Here is a 16,013-nt window from a genome sequence, read left to right as displayed (position 1 = left end):
CCCCCGCACTCCATCTCCGCAACCATCCGCCCAGGTCAAAGCCCATCGTGCGGAGATGCGGAGATGCGGAGATGTTTCAGCCCCTCCCACACCAGAGCCTCCACACCTCGACGGCCAGCACCCCCGCCGCCCCAACTCACCAACCGGAAGGAACCATGAAGATCTCATCATCGGCCTGCCCGACGAAGTCACCCAGGCCGCCGACATCCTCGCCCAGATGCTCGACCTCATCGAGATCTCCGGGCCCTACTCCTGCCGCGGCACCACGCGAAACGTGCGGGTCTACGCCGAAGCGCGACTTCCCTGACGACCACCCGCAAAAGCGGCCGGCCTCACCGACCAAAGCAGCGCCGGCACCAGACACCACCATCTCGAGGAAACCGAATGACCAAACGCAGAAGCCGCGGCGACGGCGGGCTTCACTGGGACGAGTCCCGTAAGCGCTGGATCGCATCCGTAACTGTGGGATACACACCTGCCGGGAAACGGATCGTCAAGAAGGCCAGCGACAAGGACAAGACCAAAGCCAAGGCCAAGCTCAAAGAGCTGATTCGCGACTACGAGGACGGCCTCGCCATCGGCCCGGTCGGCTACACCGTTGCCGACGCCGTCACGAGCTGGCTCACCTACGGCCTACGAGGGCGGGACGGCAACACGGTGGAGAATTACCGCATCCTCTGCCACGGGCACATCATCCCGGGGCTCGGAGCACGCAAGCTGCGCGAGTTGAGCGCGGAGGATGTGGATCGTTGGCTGGACGAGAAGACTAAAACGCTGAGCACACGCACCCTGCGCCTTCTGCACTCGCGCCTCAATCGAGCGGTCAAATTCGCCCAGGCCCGAGACAAGGTGAAGCGGAACGTCGTGGCGCTCTGCGAGATACCGGAGGGAAAGACCGGGCGTCCGTCGAAGTCGTTCACTTTCGAGCAGGCGGAAGCCGTACTCACCGCTGCTGAGGGCACCCGGCTGCACGCGTACGTCGTTCTCTCGTTGCTCATCGGCGCTCGTACCGAAGAGCTTCGGGCGCTGCGCTGGACGGAGGTGGACCTCGTCGGCAAGCCGGACGTGGGCATTCCGCCTTCGGTCGCGGTCTGGCGATCCGTGCGAGCGGACGGAGATACCAAGACCAAGAAGTCGCGCCGCACTTTGGCGCTCCCCCAGCGCTGCGTGCAGGCGCTTCGCGAGCACCGCGAGCGGCAGGCCCCGGAGCGCGAGAAGGCGGGCGAGCGGTGGCAGGACCATGGCCTTGTCTTCGCCTCGAGGCTGGGCACGGAGCCCGACGCGCACAACGTGCGTCGCGACTTCCGCAGGATCGTCACCATGGCCGGCCTCGTCGGTAAGGACTGGTCACCCCGGGAGATGCGGCACAGCTTCGTCTCTTTGCTCTCGGACGAAGGCGTCCCTCTGGAAGACATCGCTCGTCTCGTCGGACATAGCGGGACGGCCGTCACCGAGGCCGTCTACCGCAAGCAGATCCGGCCCGTGCTCCTGGGCGGCGCCCAGGCGATGGATCGCATTTTCAGGGAGTAGTCACTCAGAAAGAGGAAAGGGTGTCACGCGATCTCGTGACACCCTTTCCGACCAGGCGTTACCTGGTTGGGACGACGAAATTTGGACCTGCGCCCCCTTGACCCCAGGACGTGGGGGTAGCGTTTTTGCAGCTCAACGGCCTTCAGATGGGAATGAATGACGTTAGGTGACGTGCCATACGTTCGACCGTGTGCATGACGTGTGGTCCCCAGATGGCCCCAGGCCCCAACGTGTCTCGCTCAGTAGGCCGGGTTCTTCCGCCAGTACCTATCTGGCCTGCGACTGTTCACCGCAACCGGTCGTGAGCTGGGACTATGGTTCTCAGCAGTTGCCAGCAGTTTCAGAGATCTTCCGCGTTCCTGCGGAACAGAGACGGAACCAAGTCCTGGCCTTGGGTGATGATTTCTACTACCGGCGGAAGTGATCACGCGCGCTTGCGACCTGGACTATCTCGCTAATCACTCAGATTACCCGGCATCGGCTATCCCAGCAACGTTTCGCGCCTGATTACGTGTAGCGCACCCCATTCTCAATTGATCTCGCCATTGTATTGCGCTATATGGTCCGCCAATACCGCACATTGCTCAAAGAACGCTACAGCCGCTTCCCAGGCAAAATAATCTGGCATCCCCCAGTCGTCCTCAATATAGTCAATCAAGGAGCCCCAGTGATTGTGGGCTTCTTCTAAACTTACTAAAATCTCAATTAGGCGCGGTTCATAACCGAAGTCGATAATCCGCGGGGTAACCACATCTCGAAGATACTCGACATGGGGAAGTATCGATTGAAATTTCACCCTTGAGGAATCTTCATTTAACCATTGTTGGTGAAGTTTATTGGCAACCTCTTCATTGGGAACAAAATAGATAGTTCCCCCATTGCCGGAGGGTTCCGAGCGATAGGAAAATAAATCGCCAGGCCGGGCTAAGCCCAACGGGTCTTGACTGGCATCTTCGATCACTACTTCTCTACGCGATTCGGGGCGGTACGACTCGTCCGCGCGACTGGAATTCAAATACGAAACATACTCTCTTATTTCTGCCCCCATTGATTCGGATGCCTTTTCGTAGTCTGTCCCTGGATTGGACAACTGCACCAAGAAAAACATCTCATTCAGACGAAATTCGACCGCCCTGATAGTGTAGCGTCTAACGCGCCCCCACTTCAGTCGAGATTCTGTCTCTATAAGCTTGTCGACCAGCGCAAAACCAATGATGACACTAGCTAGTATGCCAGCACCTTCCCCCAGAAGGTTGCTGGAGAACTCCAGACCATATGCACCAAATCCGAGTGCAAGCAGTACAATTATGGCACTACTGAGCGATGCATATACTTTCGACTTCCAGGGAACGCGTGACGGCGCCTCGCGCAATACGCCACCTAGGGACTTGATTCGTTGACTCCCCTTATCCAGCCAGGATGGCTGTGAGATGCTTCCAGGATCGTCGGTTAACCGAAAATATGCGTCCTGAATTATATGTAGATTTTGATAGAAGAAATCTCTTGAAGTTTTAACATATCTTCGAAGCATGTGTCTCCACGTAATCATGAAACGATGTCTATCACAGAACATGTCGCCTCGAGGGATCATCTAGACCGTATCCCGTTTGTCGTCGACCCATCTGCGGAGCGGCAGCGCGGGAACCTAGTGCCCACACTTCCCTGACCCCGATAGCTGCGACCGTGCGCGACTGCCGGCCGGGCTGGGTCAACCGCGGCTTGGCGTGTTCCAGCTTCCCGGTGACCTTCCGTGCTCGCTGGTTGTCCTGCGGTCACAGCCGTGGTTGACGCGGGCCGGTCGCCGCGCATAATCGGCAGCTCGGGGCAGGGAGGTGCGCCTTGCACCTTCCAGGGTCATTCGAGGCGCTCTGACCTCGGCGCGACATGGGCAGGTGATCGCCTGATGAGATTGCCCCGCACTTGGCGTGCCGGCGCCCTGGTCCAGGCGGATGACTGACTGAGATTGCTGTACAGCTCTTCGGCGGCCCGTCCACTCGTCCGCGCCAACCGTCCGGCGTTTTGCGCGTCGCCGCCCGGAGCGAAGCGGGAGGCGGCGTGCGCCGTGACGGCGGCGCGTGCGGCACGGTCCGGGCCGCCTTGAAGAGGTCAGAAAGTCCTCACGAGATCATCGTCGGACACAGTGAGAGGGCCGTTACAGAGGCCGTCCATGGAAGCCAATTCGCCAGTGCTACTGGGTGCGGCGCCCGGGCGATCAATCACTCTTCAATACCTAGTCACCCAGTTAGTCACTCAGAAACGAGGAAGGATGTCACGTGATCTCGTGACACCCTTGCCAACCAGGCGGTACCTGGTCGGGACGACAGGATTTGAACCTGCGACCCCTTGACCCCCAGTCAAGTGCGCTACCAAGCTGCGCTACGTCCCGTTGCCCGCCGTGGCGAGCAAGAACAACCTTAGCGCAGATCGAGCAGTCCTGCGTACGGGTGAGCCTGGCGGGCGGGCACTCCTGTCCCACTGGTCGCGCGTCTTAGCTGCGAGCGTCGCGGGATGGCCGATGATCGATCTTCGGAGCTCGTGGCGCGATGAAGCGGTGGAGCCGACTGAAGGCGGGATGGGCATATGGGGCGGAAGGCTCATATCGATCGGGATGAGCTGGGGCGGCTGGTCGCCGGCGGATGGTCCAACGCGCGACTGGCCGCGCACTTCGGGGTGACCGAGTCGGGGATTCTGCAGGCCAAGCGGGCGGCCGGGCTGGCCAAGCCGATGCTCGACCACAGCGCGGCCATTCCGTGGAAGCTGAACCGCGCCCACAACCAGACCGGGCCGGCCACCAACCTGAGGAACCTGTCGGCGGTGGCCCAGGGGGGCGAGGTCCCTCGCATGAAGGTCAACACGGCTCTGCGCTGGGCTCACAGGCTCGTGGACAGCGGCCTGGACATCTCCTACGACCCGGAGGAGGGGTTCTTCGAGACGCCGGTGGCCGGCGAATCGCACGTGGAGTCGGTGCTCAAGGGCGCACTGGCCGTCCTCGGCGAAGGGGAAGGGGAACAGGAGGAACCGCCGCAGAACGGGTCCTGACCGGCAGTTGGGCGATCCGGGACGGTTCGGGCGAATGGGGTCCTGGGCGGTGGCCCGCCGGGGGTTCGGCGGGGAGATTCCCCGTGTCGGCGAGGGGGGTCGTTGACCGGCGCTCGAGCGGGTCGTGGCACTGGAGCGGACGTCGAGGAAAACCGGGGGATCGTGTCGTTTTGGCATCGTCTTCTCGGGCAGTCGGGGGGTTACAAAGGCAGACATAACCGGAGGCAGACATGACCATCACCTGGGTGGCCGTCGTTGTAGCCGCGGTGGTGGCGATCCTGGCCGTCGGCTACCTCGTGGCGCAGCAGCAGCGCAGGCGTCGACTCCAAGAACGCTTCGGACCCGAGTACGAGCGCACCGTGCGTGAACGCGAGAATCGCCGTGAGGCGGAGCAGGAACTGCTCGAGAGGGAGCAGCGTCACGCCAAGCTGGACATCCGGCCGCTGTCCGCGGAGAGCCGGTCGTCCTACTCCAAGAAGTGGACCGAGGTTCAGGAGCGGTTCGTGGACGCTCCCGGTTTCGCGGTGACCGAGGCGGATCACCTGGTCACCTCGGTCATGGCCGACCGGGGTTACCCGACCGAGGGCTTCGAGCAGCAGATCTCCGACCTGTCGGTCGCCCATGGCCAGACCCTGGACCACTACCGCAAGGCTCACGAGATCAGCAGCCGCGCCGCCCGCCGGGAGGCCTCGACCGAGGAGCTGCGGCAGGCGATGGTGCACTACCGCGCGCTGTTCCAGGAACTGCTGGAGGACGCGGCGGACATCGGCGCCGAGCGGCGCGAGGCCGAGGACCCGCGCGACGAGCGTCGCCGGTACGAGGAGGCGCGCGAGGAGCGCCGCGACGTCGAGACGGCTCGCGAGGCCGAGACCGCTCACGGCGAGCGGCAGGCGTACGAGGGCGACGCCGCCGGGCGGCGGGCGGACGGCGAGACGGGAACGGACTCCGGCGGGCACGACGGGCAGCGGCGCAACGGCGCCGGGTTCGGCGACGCGGAGCTCGACCGGCAGCAGTTCGAGCGCCGTGAGCAGGACCGACGGCAGTACGGCGGCCAGGAGCCGGGCGGTCACGCCTCCTCCGAGACCGGCACCCGAGTCGCCGGCGGCCGGACCTACCGCAACGCCCAGGGGAGCTGACCGATGGAACCGTACCGCCGCGACACCACGCCCGGATCGGTGCACGACCCGGACTCCGACCGGCCCGAGAACGGCGACGCCTCCGGTTCCGCCGTCGATGACATCCGCACCGTCTACGACCCCTCCCGGCCCAACTGGGCGGGCGACGCCGGCGGGGCCGGCGAGCGCGGGCTGGACGAGGACGACGACCCCGACGACGACCGGCACGACAATGACGGACTCGGCGTGCGGAACGACGTGAACGTGTCCCACGCCCGAAACGACGATGGGCTGAACGTGCGGAACGACCACGACACGCGTAACGACCACGACGGGCTGGACGTGCACGACGACCACGGCACGCGAAACGACCACGACGGGTTCGGCACGACGGACGACCACGACGGACCGGGCGTGCGGGACGAGCACGACCGGCTGGACGAGGCCGATCAGCGCCACGCGGTCGACCGGGGGTCGGACGACCTGACCGGGCGGGACGACGACGACTCCACCGACTCCACCGACTCCGCCGACCGCGCCGACCGCGCGTCCGGGCTGAGCACCGGCGCGGCGGGTGACCCGGATCCGGCCCACCACTCCCCCGGCCTGGGCGACGCCCGGTCGGAGGACGCCTCGGACGAGCAGGCCGCCGCTGGCGGGCGGGCGACGCCGGTGGGACAGACGACCCCCGAGCGGGACCTGATGGTCTACCCGGAGGAGGCCGACTACCCGACCCGGGCGGATGACGCCGAGCTGTCGGCCGTACCCCAGGTGGAGCCCGAGCCGGTGAGCGCCAGGGACGACCTGGACGAGCGGTCCGGCGAGACGCACGCCGGAGTCCCCTACGGCACCGGCACCACGACCGGGCTGGACTCCGTGGCCGGCGTCGGGACCACGGCCGGCGAGGTGGGCACCGCGGCCGCGGGGACGGCCGTCTCCGGTGGCACCGGGGGGAGCGACCGCAGGTTCGGGGCCGAGGACTTCGAGCGGCGGTGGCGCGAGGTCCAGGTGAGCTTCGTCGACGACCCCCGGGAAGCCGTCGAGCGAGCCGACGGGCTGGTCGACGAGGCCGTCGCCGCGATCACCTCCCGTAAGCAGGCCCTGGTCGACCAGTGGAAGGACGGCGACCAGAACGACACCGAGCGGCTCCGGCTCGCTCTGCGCGACTACCGTTCGCTCCTCCAGGACCTGGTGGGGCTCTCTTACTCCGGCGCCCCGCGCAGCGGTGGCCCGGCCGACACGAAGTGAGGTAATCCGATGCTTGCCATCGTCGCGGCGATCGTCTTCGGCATCGCTTTCCTGTTCAGCCTGCTCGGCACGAGCATCGGCATCTCCACCACGGCGCTGATCGCGCTGGGCCTGTGCCTGCTCGCCCTGCACCAGGGCGGCATCGGCACGGCCAGCATGGGCGGCGGCGCCCCGTGGCGCGGCTACCGGCGCACCCGCCGCTGACGGCACGGCGACTCGAGGGCGGAGATGGGGTGCCGATGATGAGCCAGAAGGTGCGGGACGTCATGACGCATCGGCCGGTCTGCCTGCCGGCGGACGCTCCGGTGTCCAAGGCGGCGCGCCTGATGCGCGACCAGGCGATCGGGGACGTGCTGGTGACCAGGGACGACCGGCTGTGCGGCCTGGTCACCGACCGGGACATCGTCGTGCGCGCCGTCGCCGAGGCCAGGGACGCCGATTCGACTCCCCTGGGTGCCCTGTGCACCTCCGACCTGGTGACCGCCCGGCCGGACCAGGACGTCGAGGACGTCATCCGGCTGATGCGGGAAAGGGCCGTCCGCAGGCTGCCGGTGGTCGTGGACGGCCGGCCGGTCGGCATCGTGTCCCTGGGGGACATGGCGCTGGAGAACCGGCCGTCGTCACCGCTGTCGGAGATCAGCGGCGCTCCCCCGAACGGCTGAGGACCCCACCGCGCGTCCCCTCCGGGCCTCGGGGCACGCGGTGAAGGAGGAAGGGCGCCGTCCGTCACGGGCGGCGCCCTTCCGCGTCTCCGGGACGCGCGCGGCGGAACCTCGCCCCCTCCCCCAGAGCACCCCCTGCGCGCCGTACGGCCCACCCTCCTCCCGCGCCGCGTCGCCAAGGGTCACTCGCGGGCGCCGGAGGCGGCCGGGGAGCGGGCGGGGACGGGGCGGTGGGCGGTGCGGGCGGCCAGTTCGAACTCCTGGCGGGGGTCCTGCATGGCGCCGAGGGAGACGATCTCGCGGGCGAACAGCAGGCTGAGAGTCCAGTCCATCAGGATGCGGGCCTTCTTGTTCATCGTCGGGATCTTGCTGAGGTGGTAGGTCCGGTGCAGGAACCAGGCGGGGAAGCCGCGCATCCGGTGCCCGTAGACGTTGGCGACGCCCTGGTACATGCCGAGGCTGGCGACCGATCCGGCGCTGCGGTGCCGGTACGGGCGGCGCGGCTCGCCCCGCAGGGTGGCGATCAGGTTGTCGGCGAGCCGGACGGCCTGGCGGGTGGCGTGCTGGGCGTTGGGCGGGGTGGTCCGCCCGGGCCGGGTGAGGTCGGGGACGGCGGCGCAGTCGCCGGCGGCGAAGGCGAACCGGGTGCCGTCGACGAGCAGTCCCGCGTCGACCTTGACCCGGCCGTGCTCGTCGAGGGGCAGGTCGGAGGCGGCGGTGAGCGGGTTGGGCTTGACGCCCGCCGTCCAGACCAGGGTGTCGGCGTCGAAGGCGTCGCCGTCGCTGAGCATGATGTGGCGGTCCACCGCGGACTCCAGCCGGGTGCCGGTGCGCACCTCGATGCCGCGCGTGCGCAGCTGGGATGCGGTCCACTTCCCCATCTCGACGCCGATCTCCGGCAGGATCTTCCCGGACGCCTCGACGAGGATCCATTGCATGTCCGAGGGGCTGACGTGGGCGAAGTAGCGGCAGGCGTCGGCGGCCATGTCCTCCAGTTCGGCCAGGGCCTCGACGCCGGCGTAGCCGCCGCCGACGAACACGAACGTCAGGGCGCGCCTGCGCACGCGCTCGTCGGTGGTGGAGTCGGCCAGGTCGAGCTGGGCGAGGACGTGGTTGCGCAGGTGGATGGCCTCTTCGAGGGTCTTGAAGCCGATGCCCCACTCGGCGAGCCCGGGGATGGGCAGCGTGCGGGAGACCGATCCGGGGGCGAACACCAGGTAGTCGTACTCGAGCACGCGTTCCGGCCCTTCGTGGGGGTGGAAGCGGGCGGTGCGCGAGGCCAGTTCGACCCGGCTGATCCTGCCGCTGAGGATCTGGCAGCGGGGCAGCACCCGGCGCAGGAAGACGACGACGTGCCGGGGTTCGACGCTCCCCGCGGCGGCCTCGGCGAGGAACGGCTGGTAGGTCATGTAGGAGTCGAGGTCGGCCACGGTGACGCGGGCCTCGCCGCGGTGGAGCCGCTTCTCCAGGCGGCGGGCGGCGAGCATGCCGACGGCGCCGCCGCCCACGACCAGCACGTTCGGGATTCGCAGGGTCATAGCCGGGGACGTACCCCGGACCCTCAAGGACTACATGGGGATTTACGGCAGTTTGAAGCGCATTATTAGTTCTGTGCCGTTTTGCCCGGTTCGCAGGACGAGCTCCTTGGTGAGCCGCCGGGCGACCCACAGGCCCATGCCGCTGGTGGAGTAGTCGTGCGGGGCGATCATTCCGGGCGGTTCGTCGGGGACCCAGTGCCCGTCGTCGTGCACGCCGACGAGCAGGTCTCCGCCGTCGCACCAGACCCGCATCCGCGCCTTGGCCGCCCCGTGGGTGACGGCGTTGGTCGCCACCTCGTTGACGGCCACCAGGTAGTCGCCGATGGAGTCGTGGCGCATCCCCACGCGGCGCGCCTGAAGGGCGGCGAAGTCCCGCACCTCGGGCAGGTCTCCGACACTGAAGGTCAGTTCCTTGACCACCACGCCGGACGGGAGCGGCATTGGGCCGCCCCCGTCCGAGAGGAAGCGGGGAGGAGGGACTTCGTCCTCGTTCACCCGATAACCGCCTCCAGAAGCGATCAGCTATGGAAAGGTCACCCTGCTCGGGGCCGATTACATCGACGAAGATACCCCGGGATATCGGCCCGTAAGGGAAGTGCCCCCTCCACGCGACTACTGTTCCGCCCTTCAGTGCCCCAGGAAGGGCGGCTTAATCAGCCCGCGGCCACCAGTTGCGAGCGGAGCTGGTCGAGCACCTTGCGCAGGATGCGCGAGACGTGCATCTGCGAGATGCCGAACTCCGCCGCGATCTCCGCCTGGGTCATGTTGCCGTAGTAGCGCAGCAGGAGGATGTTGCGCTCCCGCTCGGGGAGCTGGTCGATCAGAGGCTTGATGGCCTCGCGGTCGACCAGCGTCGCCAGCTCGTCGTCCTCGTCGGGGATGAGGTCGCCGAGCGCGGCCGCGTCGTCGTCGGCGCCCATCGGGGCGTCCAGCGACAGGGTGCTGTAGGCGGCGGAGGCGTCCATCGTGAGGAGCATGTCCTCCTCGGAGATGCCCATCCTCTTGGCCAGCTCGGCGACGGTGGGGAACCGGCCGAGCTCCTGGGTGAAGTCGGCGACCAGGCGGTTGAGCTCCGAGCGCCGCTCCTGGTACAGGCGCGGCACGCGTACGGCCCAGGTGCGGTCGCGGAAGTGGCGCTTCACTTCGCCGGTCATGGTCACCATGGCATAGCCTCTGAAGCTATGTCCGAGCTCGGCGTCGAATCCGTTGATCGCCTTCATGAGGCCGACGTACGCGGCCTGGAGCAGGTCCTCCATGGGCTCGCCCCTGTGGAGGTAGCGCCGCGAGATCTCGCGGGCCATCGGGAGGTGCATCTCCACGATCATCTCTCGCAGCCGCGCCTGCCGGTCGTGCGTCGTGCCCGGCTCGTGCAGCTCGCGCAGCAGGTCCTCGGCGGTGACGTCGGTCTGGGAGAAGGTGTGGTTCTCGGCAGCCATTGCTGCTCCCTCGTATGCCTTGCAAGCGAGGCGGAACCGACAATGCCCATGCAGAGCCGACATCGCCTCGCGTACTACTGTCGAGACGAGGCCCTCTGCTGGACCTCGGCTCCAGTATTCCCCAAAAATCAAGAGTATTGCTACCCCCCAGGCAACAGTAATGTTGCGATTGACCCCCGATGGGGTTGGCGCCATGCGCCAGGGAAGCGGCTTGGAGGCGCGTGGTGACCGTTCCAGACAGGGCGAATTCCGCTCTGACCCTTACGTCCGAGCTCACGGACGATGTGCCGGTGGTGCGGGTCAGCGGCATCCTCGACGCGACGACGCGCGACCGGTTCACCGACCGGCTGGCGCAGATCGCCGACGACCACGGCCCCGACCTGGTGCTCGACCTGGCCGGCGTGACCTTCATGGACTCCCGGGCGCTCGGGCTGATCGTCCATCACTGGCAGCGCACCATGGCGGCGAAGGGACACTTCGCCCTGGTGGGGGTGCAATATTCCAACTCCAAGGTGATGTGGGTGACCGGCCTGGCGCAGCGGCTGCCGCTGTACGACACCACCGAGGAGGCGCTCGCCGCGTTCAAGGAGTGACCGATCGCCCCGCTTCGAGCAGATATATGGCGCTAAAGTGCCTCGAAGCATGAGAAGTCACAAGAACGCGGTCAGGACGGCAGGGCGCCGCCATGCTTGCTCTGGTGCTCGCTGACCAGCAGGCGGGCAAGGTCGGCCACCTTCACCTGGTGGTGCTGCGAGAGCCGGCGCAGCTCGTCGAAGGCAGCCTCGGCCGAGCAGCCGCTCGCGTGCATGATGATGCCCTTGGCCTGGTCGATGACCGCGCGCCCCGCGAGCGCCTCCTGCATCTGGGCGGCGTCGGTGAGCACCTCGTCGTAGTCCGACACGTTGGCCAGGGCCACGGTGAGCTGCTCGGTGAGCAGGGCGGCCAGCGGGTCGGCCGAGCCGCCGGCCAGGGCCCCCGGCCGCGTGGCGTACAGGCCGAGCACCAGCGTCGCGCCGTCCACCGAGATGGGCAGCACCAGCGACGAGCGCACCCCGTGCTTGACGGCCGTCGCGGCGTACCGGGGCCAGCGGGTCTCCTGCAGCACGTCGGGGATCAGGACGTTCCTGCCCGTCGCCACCGCCTCGACCGACGGCCCCTCCCGCAGGGCGCTCTCGCGGTCGACCAGGGCGATGAGGTCGCTGTGCGAGGCCGACAGCATCAGGCGCTCGTCGCGCCGCAACTCCACGGTGCCGCCCGCGCACCCCGGCACCCCGACGGCGACGGCCCTGGTCACGCCGCTGAGGACGCTCTCCATGGAGGTGCCCTCGTTGACGCGGCCAAGGGCCGCGAGGTCCCGGGCGAGGGCCGGACTGAACATGCGCATCGTCTCCATACAGGCCTTCCGCTTCCCTTCAGAGCCAGGTTAATTCCCGCCGGGAGGTGCTCATCGATGACGGGCGTCTCCTTGGCGTACGGTCTAGCAGGGGGACCCCACGCTCCCCGCCGCCATCCGAAGGACGCAACTTGACCGACCCCACTGATCTTCCCGCACTGGAGCAGGCGCTGAGCGGCCTGACGGCCCGCATCTCCTCGCTCCGGGACGCCCGCTCGGCCTACCCCGGCGACCCCGGCCCGACCCTGGACGCCGCGCTGGTCGAACTGGACACGGCCCGCGACCTGCTGCGGGCCTCGATCGGCGAGCTGGGCAAGACCAGGCGCAGGTCGGGCGGCAAAGAGAGCAGCTCCAACCGCGAGTTGAAGCTTCTGCGGACGGTCTACCGCACCCTTCCCGTCCCGGTGATCATCCTGGACACGACGGGCACGGTGCGGCGGGTGAACGCCGAGGCGTCCCGCCTGCTGGGCAGCCCGGACGGCTACCTGACCGGCCGGGCCTTCCCGCTGCTGGTGGACGTCTCGCGCCGGGCGGCGTTCCGCTCCCATCTGACCTCGGTGCTGCACACCGGCGAGACGGCGGCCTTCCCGACCCGGCTGGCCCACCAGGGACGCGCGCACAACGTGCGGCTGGTCCTGACCCAGCTGCGCATGGCCGGCGAGCCGCAGGAGATGATCGCCGCGGTGGCGCTGCCGGTCGAGGTGCGCGCGCCCGAGGCCGGCCAGGTCGCGCCGGAGCCGGAGCAGTCGCCCGAAGAGTCCTTCATCATGGCCGCCGCGCGCCGCCAGGAGCTGATGTCGCGGCTCACCCGCCTGCTGCTTGACGAGGAGAGCCTCAGCGAGCCGGTCGCGCTCATCCGCGCCGGCCGGCTGCTCGCCTCGCACACCGCCGACTGGGTCTTCGCCGACGTCGTGCGCGAGGGCGCGCCGCAGCGCTCCCTGGTCATCGGGCCGGCCAACCAGCCCGTCGCCCGCCTGGTGCAGACGCTGGAGCGCATGGACCCCTCGGGGGCGGCGCTGGTCGCGCACGTGCTGGCGAGCGGTGGCGGCGTGGTGCACGAGATGGTCGAGGACGACACCGTGTTCGGCGCGCTGCCGGACGGCTCCTCCGTCCTGCACGCCACCCGGGCGGGTTCGGTGCTGAGCGTCCCCATCCTGGCCGGAGAGGAGGTGCACGGCGTCATCACGCTGCTGCGGATGCGCGAGCGGCCGCCGTTCGGCCTGGCCGACCTGGCGCTCATGGAGGACGCCGGCGCGCACATCGGGCTGGCGTTGCGTGCCCAGCGCGTCTTCCAGGGCAGCGCGCAGGCGGCCGACACCCTGCAGACCGGCGTGCTGCCGCGCACGCTGCCCGACGTCCCCGGCTACGACGTGGCCGCGTCGTACCACACCGGCGCGGGGCCGAGGGCGATCGGCGGGGAGTTCTACGACGTGTTCCCGGTCAAGGACGGCTGGGGCTTCGCCGTCGGCGGCGTCGTCGGGCAGGGCGAGGAGGCCGCGTCGGTCACCGCGATGGTGCGCGGCGGCCTGCGCACGCTCAGCGTGTGGGAGGACGACCCGGGGACGGTGGTCGCCCGGCTGAACGACGCCCTGGTGGCGCAGGACACCGGCATGTTCGTCATGGTCGCCGCCGGGTTCGTCACCCCGGGCAGGCGTGGCGGGCGGGTCAGGCTCGCCTCGGCCGGCAACCATCCGCCCGCGGTCCTGAAGAACGACGGCGGGGTGCGCTACACCTCCGGGGGCGGCATGCCGCTCGGCATCGAGACCGGCGTGGCCGTCCCGGTCGAGGAGGTCGCGCTGGCCCTGGGCGAGACGCTGGTGCTGTACTCCGACGGGCTGGCCGGCTCGCGGGGCAGGTCGGGTCAGGAGGAGCTGGCGTACGGCGAGAGCCGGCTCACCGAGGTGCTCGCGCGGTGCACGGGCCAGCCGGGAGCGGCGGTGGTGAAGGCCGTCGAGGAGGACCAGCGGGCCTTCTGCGGCGGTCAGATCCTCGACGAGGCGACCATCCTGGCCATGCGCCGCACGCGCTGACCTGCGCGGACACCGTCCGCACGTACGGGGACGTTTCTCCTGCAACCAGGGCAACAAGGTTTTTCTAAGATTTTTTGCCCTGAGGGGTTTGTCGAGTTCCAGACGCCGGTAAGCTTAGACACAGATTCCGTGCCTAAGACGCAGGCACAACTCAGTACGCCATTCGGGTCCTGTGCGACCCGGCATCCCTGAGGTGTGCCCCAGTGAACATCGCCATCGTCTCCGTGCACGTGCTTCCCGCCGACATTCCGGCCATCGCCCGCGAACTCAGCAGTTCCCACCGCGTCACGATTTACACCCGCCGCAACGCTCCCGACCGCAAGCCGCGGGTGAAGGTGGCCACCGGTGTGACGATCGAGTACATCGACGCGGGCCCCGCGCAGCCGCTGCCGGAGAGCGACCTCATGCCGCACATCGCGGAGTTCAGCGAAGAGCTGCGGCGGCGCTGGACCAAGGAGAGCCCGGACGTGGTCCACGCCCACTCCTGGACCGGCGGCCTGGCCGCGGTGGCCGCGGCCGACGGCATGGACATCCCGATCGTGCAGACCTTCCACCAGCTCGGCTCCTCGCGCATCCGTCCCGGCGGCGCCGGGCAGGCCGCGCGGGTGCGGCTGGAGCGGGCGATCGGCCGCCGCGCCGACGCGGTCATCGCCTCCTGCGGGAGTGAGGGCGAGGAGCTCATCCGGCTCGGCGTGCCGCGCAAGAACATCGCGGTCGTCCCGCACGGCGTCGACACCGAGCGGTTCCGCCGCCAGGGCCCGTCCCTGTCGCGTGGCGAGCGCCCCCGCCTCGTCCACGTCGGCCACATCACCCAGGGCGGCGGCGCCCACACCGCGATCCGGGCGCTCGACGGCATCCCGGGCGCCGAGCTGCTGATCGCGGGCGGCCCGGTCGCCGGGGCCCCCGACACCGAGACCGACCTCGAGCGGCTGCGCCTGCTGGCCAAGGAGGTCGGAGTCGAGGACCGCGTGACCCTGCTCGGGCACGTGCCGCACAACTCGATCGCCAAGCTGATGCGCAGCGCCGACGTCGTGCTCTCGCTGCCGGTCGCCGTCCCCAACGGCAAGGTGGCCCTGGAGGCCATGGCCTGCGGCGTCCCGGTCGTCGCCTCGGCCGTCGGCGCCCACCTGGACTCGGTGGTGGACGGGGTGACCGGCCTGCTGGTGCGCCCGAACGACCCCGCCCCGATCGCTCGCCGCACCCGCCTGCTGCTGGGCGACCTGACCCGGCGCACCGCCCTCGGGTTCGCCGGCGCCGACCGCGCCGGCTCGCGCTACTCGATGGAGCGCATCAGCCGCGAGCTGGTGCGGGTGTACGACACCGTCACCGGTGTCGCGCTGCCCGCCGAGGCCGACGCCGAAGAGGCCGAGGCCGCCTGAGCCGGCTCCCTCCACACTCCTCGAGCCCGCGCCACCGGTGGTGGCGCGGGCTCGTCGGTTCTCTCAGGACGCGGGGACGAACGGTCAGCTGTACGTCACCGACTGCGGGCTGCAGGTGGTGAGCCACGGACCGGGGTACACGGGGGCGGCATAGCACCCCCAGGTGGCGGTCACGGTGGTCGTGCCCGCGGGGATGCTGACGGAGCCGACCGACCCCGCGTAGTCGCCGTACTGGTGCCCGCTGCTGCACGTCGCGGGGACGCTCGCCGCGGAGGTGCTGCCGGCGGGCAGAGTCACGGTGTACTGCCACGCGTGTGTGGCCGGGATCGCGGTCATGGAGCTGTAGGGCAGCGCCGTGATCGTTGGATACCAGTCTCTGGTGTCCCCGTAGTAGTCGTTGTTGAGGCAGTCCACCGTGGCCTGCAGAACGATGCCATCGGCGGCGGCGGGCGGCGACGCCACCACGCCCAACGCGCCGATCGCCACCAGCGTCGAGCCGAGCGCCAGCACCCGCCGGACCGGATTCCCAGCAATCATGGACATCCCTTCATGTAGCGCCGACTTCGAGCAAAGCGAATTCAGCACCTTCCCGGACCGGCGGTCAACGCCCGCGGGTTTCGTCCGGGCTCAAACGCCGGTGCGG

General features: G+C 68.6%; 15 protein-coding genes and 1 tRNA gene. 9 read left to right on the top strand and 7 right to left on the bottom strand.

The window, feature by feature from the left end:
- The first annotated feature begins 384 nt into the window (after positions 1-384).
- Positions 385-1,530, top strand: a complete 1,146-nt coding sequence (locus ABZU32_RS08800) for a tyrosine-type recombinase/integrase (RefSeq protein WP_354919114.1) — start codon at positions 385-387, stop codon at positions 1,528-1,530.
- A 529-nt stretch (positions 1,531-2,059) separates the two neighbouring features.
- On the opposite strand, the gene ABZU32_RS08795 is transcribed toward ABZU32_RS08800, so the two are convergent.
- On the bottom strand, positions 2,060-3,061 hold the full coding sequence (locus ABZU32_RS08795) for a hypothetical protein (protein WP_354919111.1): 1,002 nt from the start codon (positions 3,059-3,061) through the stop codon (positions 2,060-2,062).
- A gap of 778 nt (positions 3,062-3,839) precedes the next feature.
- A tRNA-Pro gene (locus tag ABZU32_RS08790) sits at positions 3,840-3,916 on the bottom strand.
- 194 nt (positions 3,917-4,110) lie between these two features.
- Here ABZU32_RS08790 and ABZU32_RS08785 point away from each other — a divergent pair.
- From ABZU32_RS08785 to ABZU32_RS08765, 5 genes are all read left to right on the top strand, one after another.
- Positions 4,111-4,569, top strand: coding sequence for a hypothetical protein (locus ABZU32_RS08785; RefSeq protein WP_354919108.1), 459 nt, complete (start codon positions 4,111-4,113; stop codon positions 4,567-4,569).
- Between the two features lie 230 nt (positions 4,570-4,799).
- Complete coding sequence (locus tag ABZU32_RS08780; protein WP_354919106.1) at positions 4,800-5,705, top strand: hypothetical protein; 906 nt, start codon at positions 4,800-4,802, stop codon at positions 5,703-5,705.
- Between the two features lie 3 nt (positions 5,706-5,708).
- Positions 5,709-6,932, top strand: a complete 1,224-nt coding sequence (locus ABZU32_RS08775) for a hypothetical protein (protein WP_354919103.1) — start codon at positions 5,709-5,711, stop codon at positions 6,930-6,932.
- 9 nt (positions 6,933-6,941) lie between these two features.
- Complete coding sequence (locus ABZU32_RS08770; protein ID WP_354846378.1) at positions 6,942-7,136, top strand: hypothetical protein; 195 nt, start codon at positions 6,942-6,944, stop codon at positions 7,134-7,136.
- Positions 7,137-7,198: 62 nt separating this feature from the next.
- Positions 7,199-7,594, top strand: coding sequence for a CBS domain-containing protein (locus ABZU32_RS08765; protein ID WP_354919100.1), 396 nt, complete (start codon positions 7,199-7,201; stop codon positions 7,592-7,594).
- A 182-nt stretch (positions 7,595-7,776) separates the two neighbouring features.
- Here the strand turns inward: ABZU32_RS08765 and ABZU32_RS08760 are convergent, their stop codons facing one another.
- The 3 genes from ABZU32_RS08760 to ABZU32_RS08750 form a co-directional block, all read right to left on the bottom strand.
- Positions 7,777-9,132 (bottom strand): FAD-dependent oxidoreductase, encoded by a 1,356-nt coding sequence (locus ABZU32_RS08760; protein WP_354919097.1) that lies wholly within the window; start codon positions 9,130-9,132, stop codon positions 7,777-7,779.
- 42 nt (positions 9,133-9,174) lie between these two features.
- Positions 9,175-9,573, bottom strand: coding sequence for an ATP-binding protein (locus ABZU32_RS08755; RefSeq protein WP_354846369.1), 399 nt, complete (start codon positions 9,571-9,573; stop codon positions 9,175-9,177).
- A 212-nt stretch (positions 9,574-9,785) separates the two neighbouring features.
- The gene (locus tag ABZU32_RS08750) at positions 9,786-10,568 is read right to left on the bottom strand and encodes a SigB/SigF/SigG family RNA polymerase sigma factor (RefSeq protein WP_354846367.1); all 783 of its coding nucleotides are present in this window, start codon (positions 10,566-10,568) and stop codon (positions 9,786-9,788) included.
- 224 nt (positions 10,569-10,792) lie between these two features.
- Between ABZU32_RS08750 and ABZU32_RS08745 the strand changes: the two genes are divergently transcribed.
- Complete coding sequence (locus ABZU32_RS08745) at positions 10,793-11,161, top strand: STAS domain-containing protein (protein ID WP_354846364.1); 369 nt, start codon at positions 10,793-10,795, stop codon at positions 11,159-11,161.
- Positions 11,162-11,232: 71 nt separating this feature from the next.
- On the opposite strand, the gene ABZU32_RS08740 is transcribed toward ABZU32_RS08745, so the two are convergent.
- Positions 11,233-11,946 (bottom strand): GAF and ANTAR domain-containing protein, encoded by a 714-nt coding sequence (locus tag ABZU32_RS08740; protein WP_354919094.1) that lies wholly within the window; start codon positions 11,944-11,946, stop codon positions 11,233-11,235.
- Between the two features lie 146 nt (positions 11,947-12,092).
- Between ABZU32_RS08740 and ABZU32_RS08735 the strand changes: the two genes are divergently transcribed.
- On the top strand, positions 12,093-13,991 hold the full coding sequence (locus ABZU32_RS08735) for a SpoIIE family protein phosphatase (RefSeq protein ID WP_354919091.1): 1,899 nt from the start codon (positions 12,093-12,095) through the stop codon (positions 13,989-13,991).
- Between the two features lie 203 nt (positions 13,992-14,194).
- The gene (locus ABZU32_RS08730; protein ID WP_354919089.1) at positions 14,195-15,370 is read left to right on the top strand and encodes a glycosyltransferase; all 1,176 of its coding nucleotides are present in this window, start codon (positions 14,195-14,197) and stop codon (positions 15,368-15,370) included.
- 84 nt (positions 15,371-15,454) lie between these two features.
- Here the strand turns inward: ABZU32_RS08730 and ABZU32_RS08725 are convergent, their stop codons facing one another.
- Positions 15,455-15,907 (bottom strand): hypothetical protein, encoded by a 453-nt coding sequence (locus ABZU32_RS08725; protein WP_354846354.1) that lies wholly within the window; start codon positions 15,905-15,907, stop codon positions 15,455-15,457.
- Positions 15,908-16,013 lie beyond the last annotated feature (106 nt).

It is taken from the genome of Sphaerisporangium sp. NPDC005288 (assembly GCF_040607475.1).
Taxonomy (GTDB): domain Bacteria; phylum Actinomycetota; class Actinomycetes; order Streptosporangiales; family Streptosporangiaceae; genus Sphaerisporangium; species Sphaerisporangium rhizosphaerae.
This window is presented reverse-complemented; position numbering and strand designations above follow the sequence as displayed.

Coding starts and splice junctions, on each gene's coding strand:
- ABZU32_RS08785 (WP_354919108.1), top strand. CDS start 4,111: ATGGGGCGGAAGGCTCATATCGATCGGGATGAGCTGGGGCGGCTGGTC.
- ABZU32_RS08740 (WP_354919094.1), bottom strand. CDS start 11,946: ATGTTCAGTCCGGCCCTCGCCCGGGACCTCGCGGCCCTTGGCCGCGTC.
- ABZU32_RS08755 (WP_354846369.1), bottom strand. CDS start 9,573: ATGCCGCTCCCGTCCGGCGTGGTGGTCAAGGAACTGACCTTCAGTGTC.
- ABZU32_RS08750 (WP_354846367.1), bottom strand. CDS start 10,568: ATGGCTGCCGAGAACCACACCTTCTCCCAGACCGACGTCACCGCCGAG.
- ABZU32_RS08780 (WP_354919106.1), top strand. CDS start 4,800: ATGACCATCACCTGGGTGGCCGTCGTTGTAGCCGCGGTGGTGGCGATC.
- ABZU32_RS08760 (WP_354919097.1), bottom strand. CDS start 9,132: ATGACCCTGCGAATCCCGAACGTGCTGGTCGTGGGCGGCGGCGCCGTC.
- ABZU32_RS08800 (WP_354919114.1), top strand. CDS start 385: ATGACCAAACGCAGAAGCCGCGGCGACGGCGGGCTTCACTGGGACGAG.
- ABZU32_RS08775 (WP_354919103.1), top strand. CDS start 5,709: ATGGAACCGTACCGCCGCGACACCACGCCCGGATCGGTGCACGACCCG.
- ABZU32_RS08765 (WP_354919100.1), top strand. CDS start 7,199: ATGACGCATCGGCCGGTCTGCCTGCCGGCGGACGCTCCGGTGTCCAAG.
- ABZU32_RS08795 (WP_354919111.1), bottom strand. CDS start 3,061: ATGCTTCGAAGATATGTTAAAACTTCAAGAGATTTCTTCTATCAAAAT.
- ABZU32_RS08725 (WP_354846354.1), bottom strand. CDS start 15,907: ATGATTGCTGGGAATCCGGTCCGGCGGGTGCTGGCGCTCGGCTCGACG.
- ABZU32_RS08770 (WP_354846378.1), top strand. CDS start 6,942: ATGCTTGCCATCGTCGCGGCGATCGTCTTCGGCATCGCTTTCCTGTTC.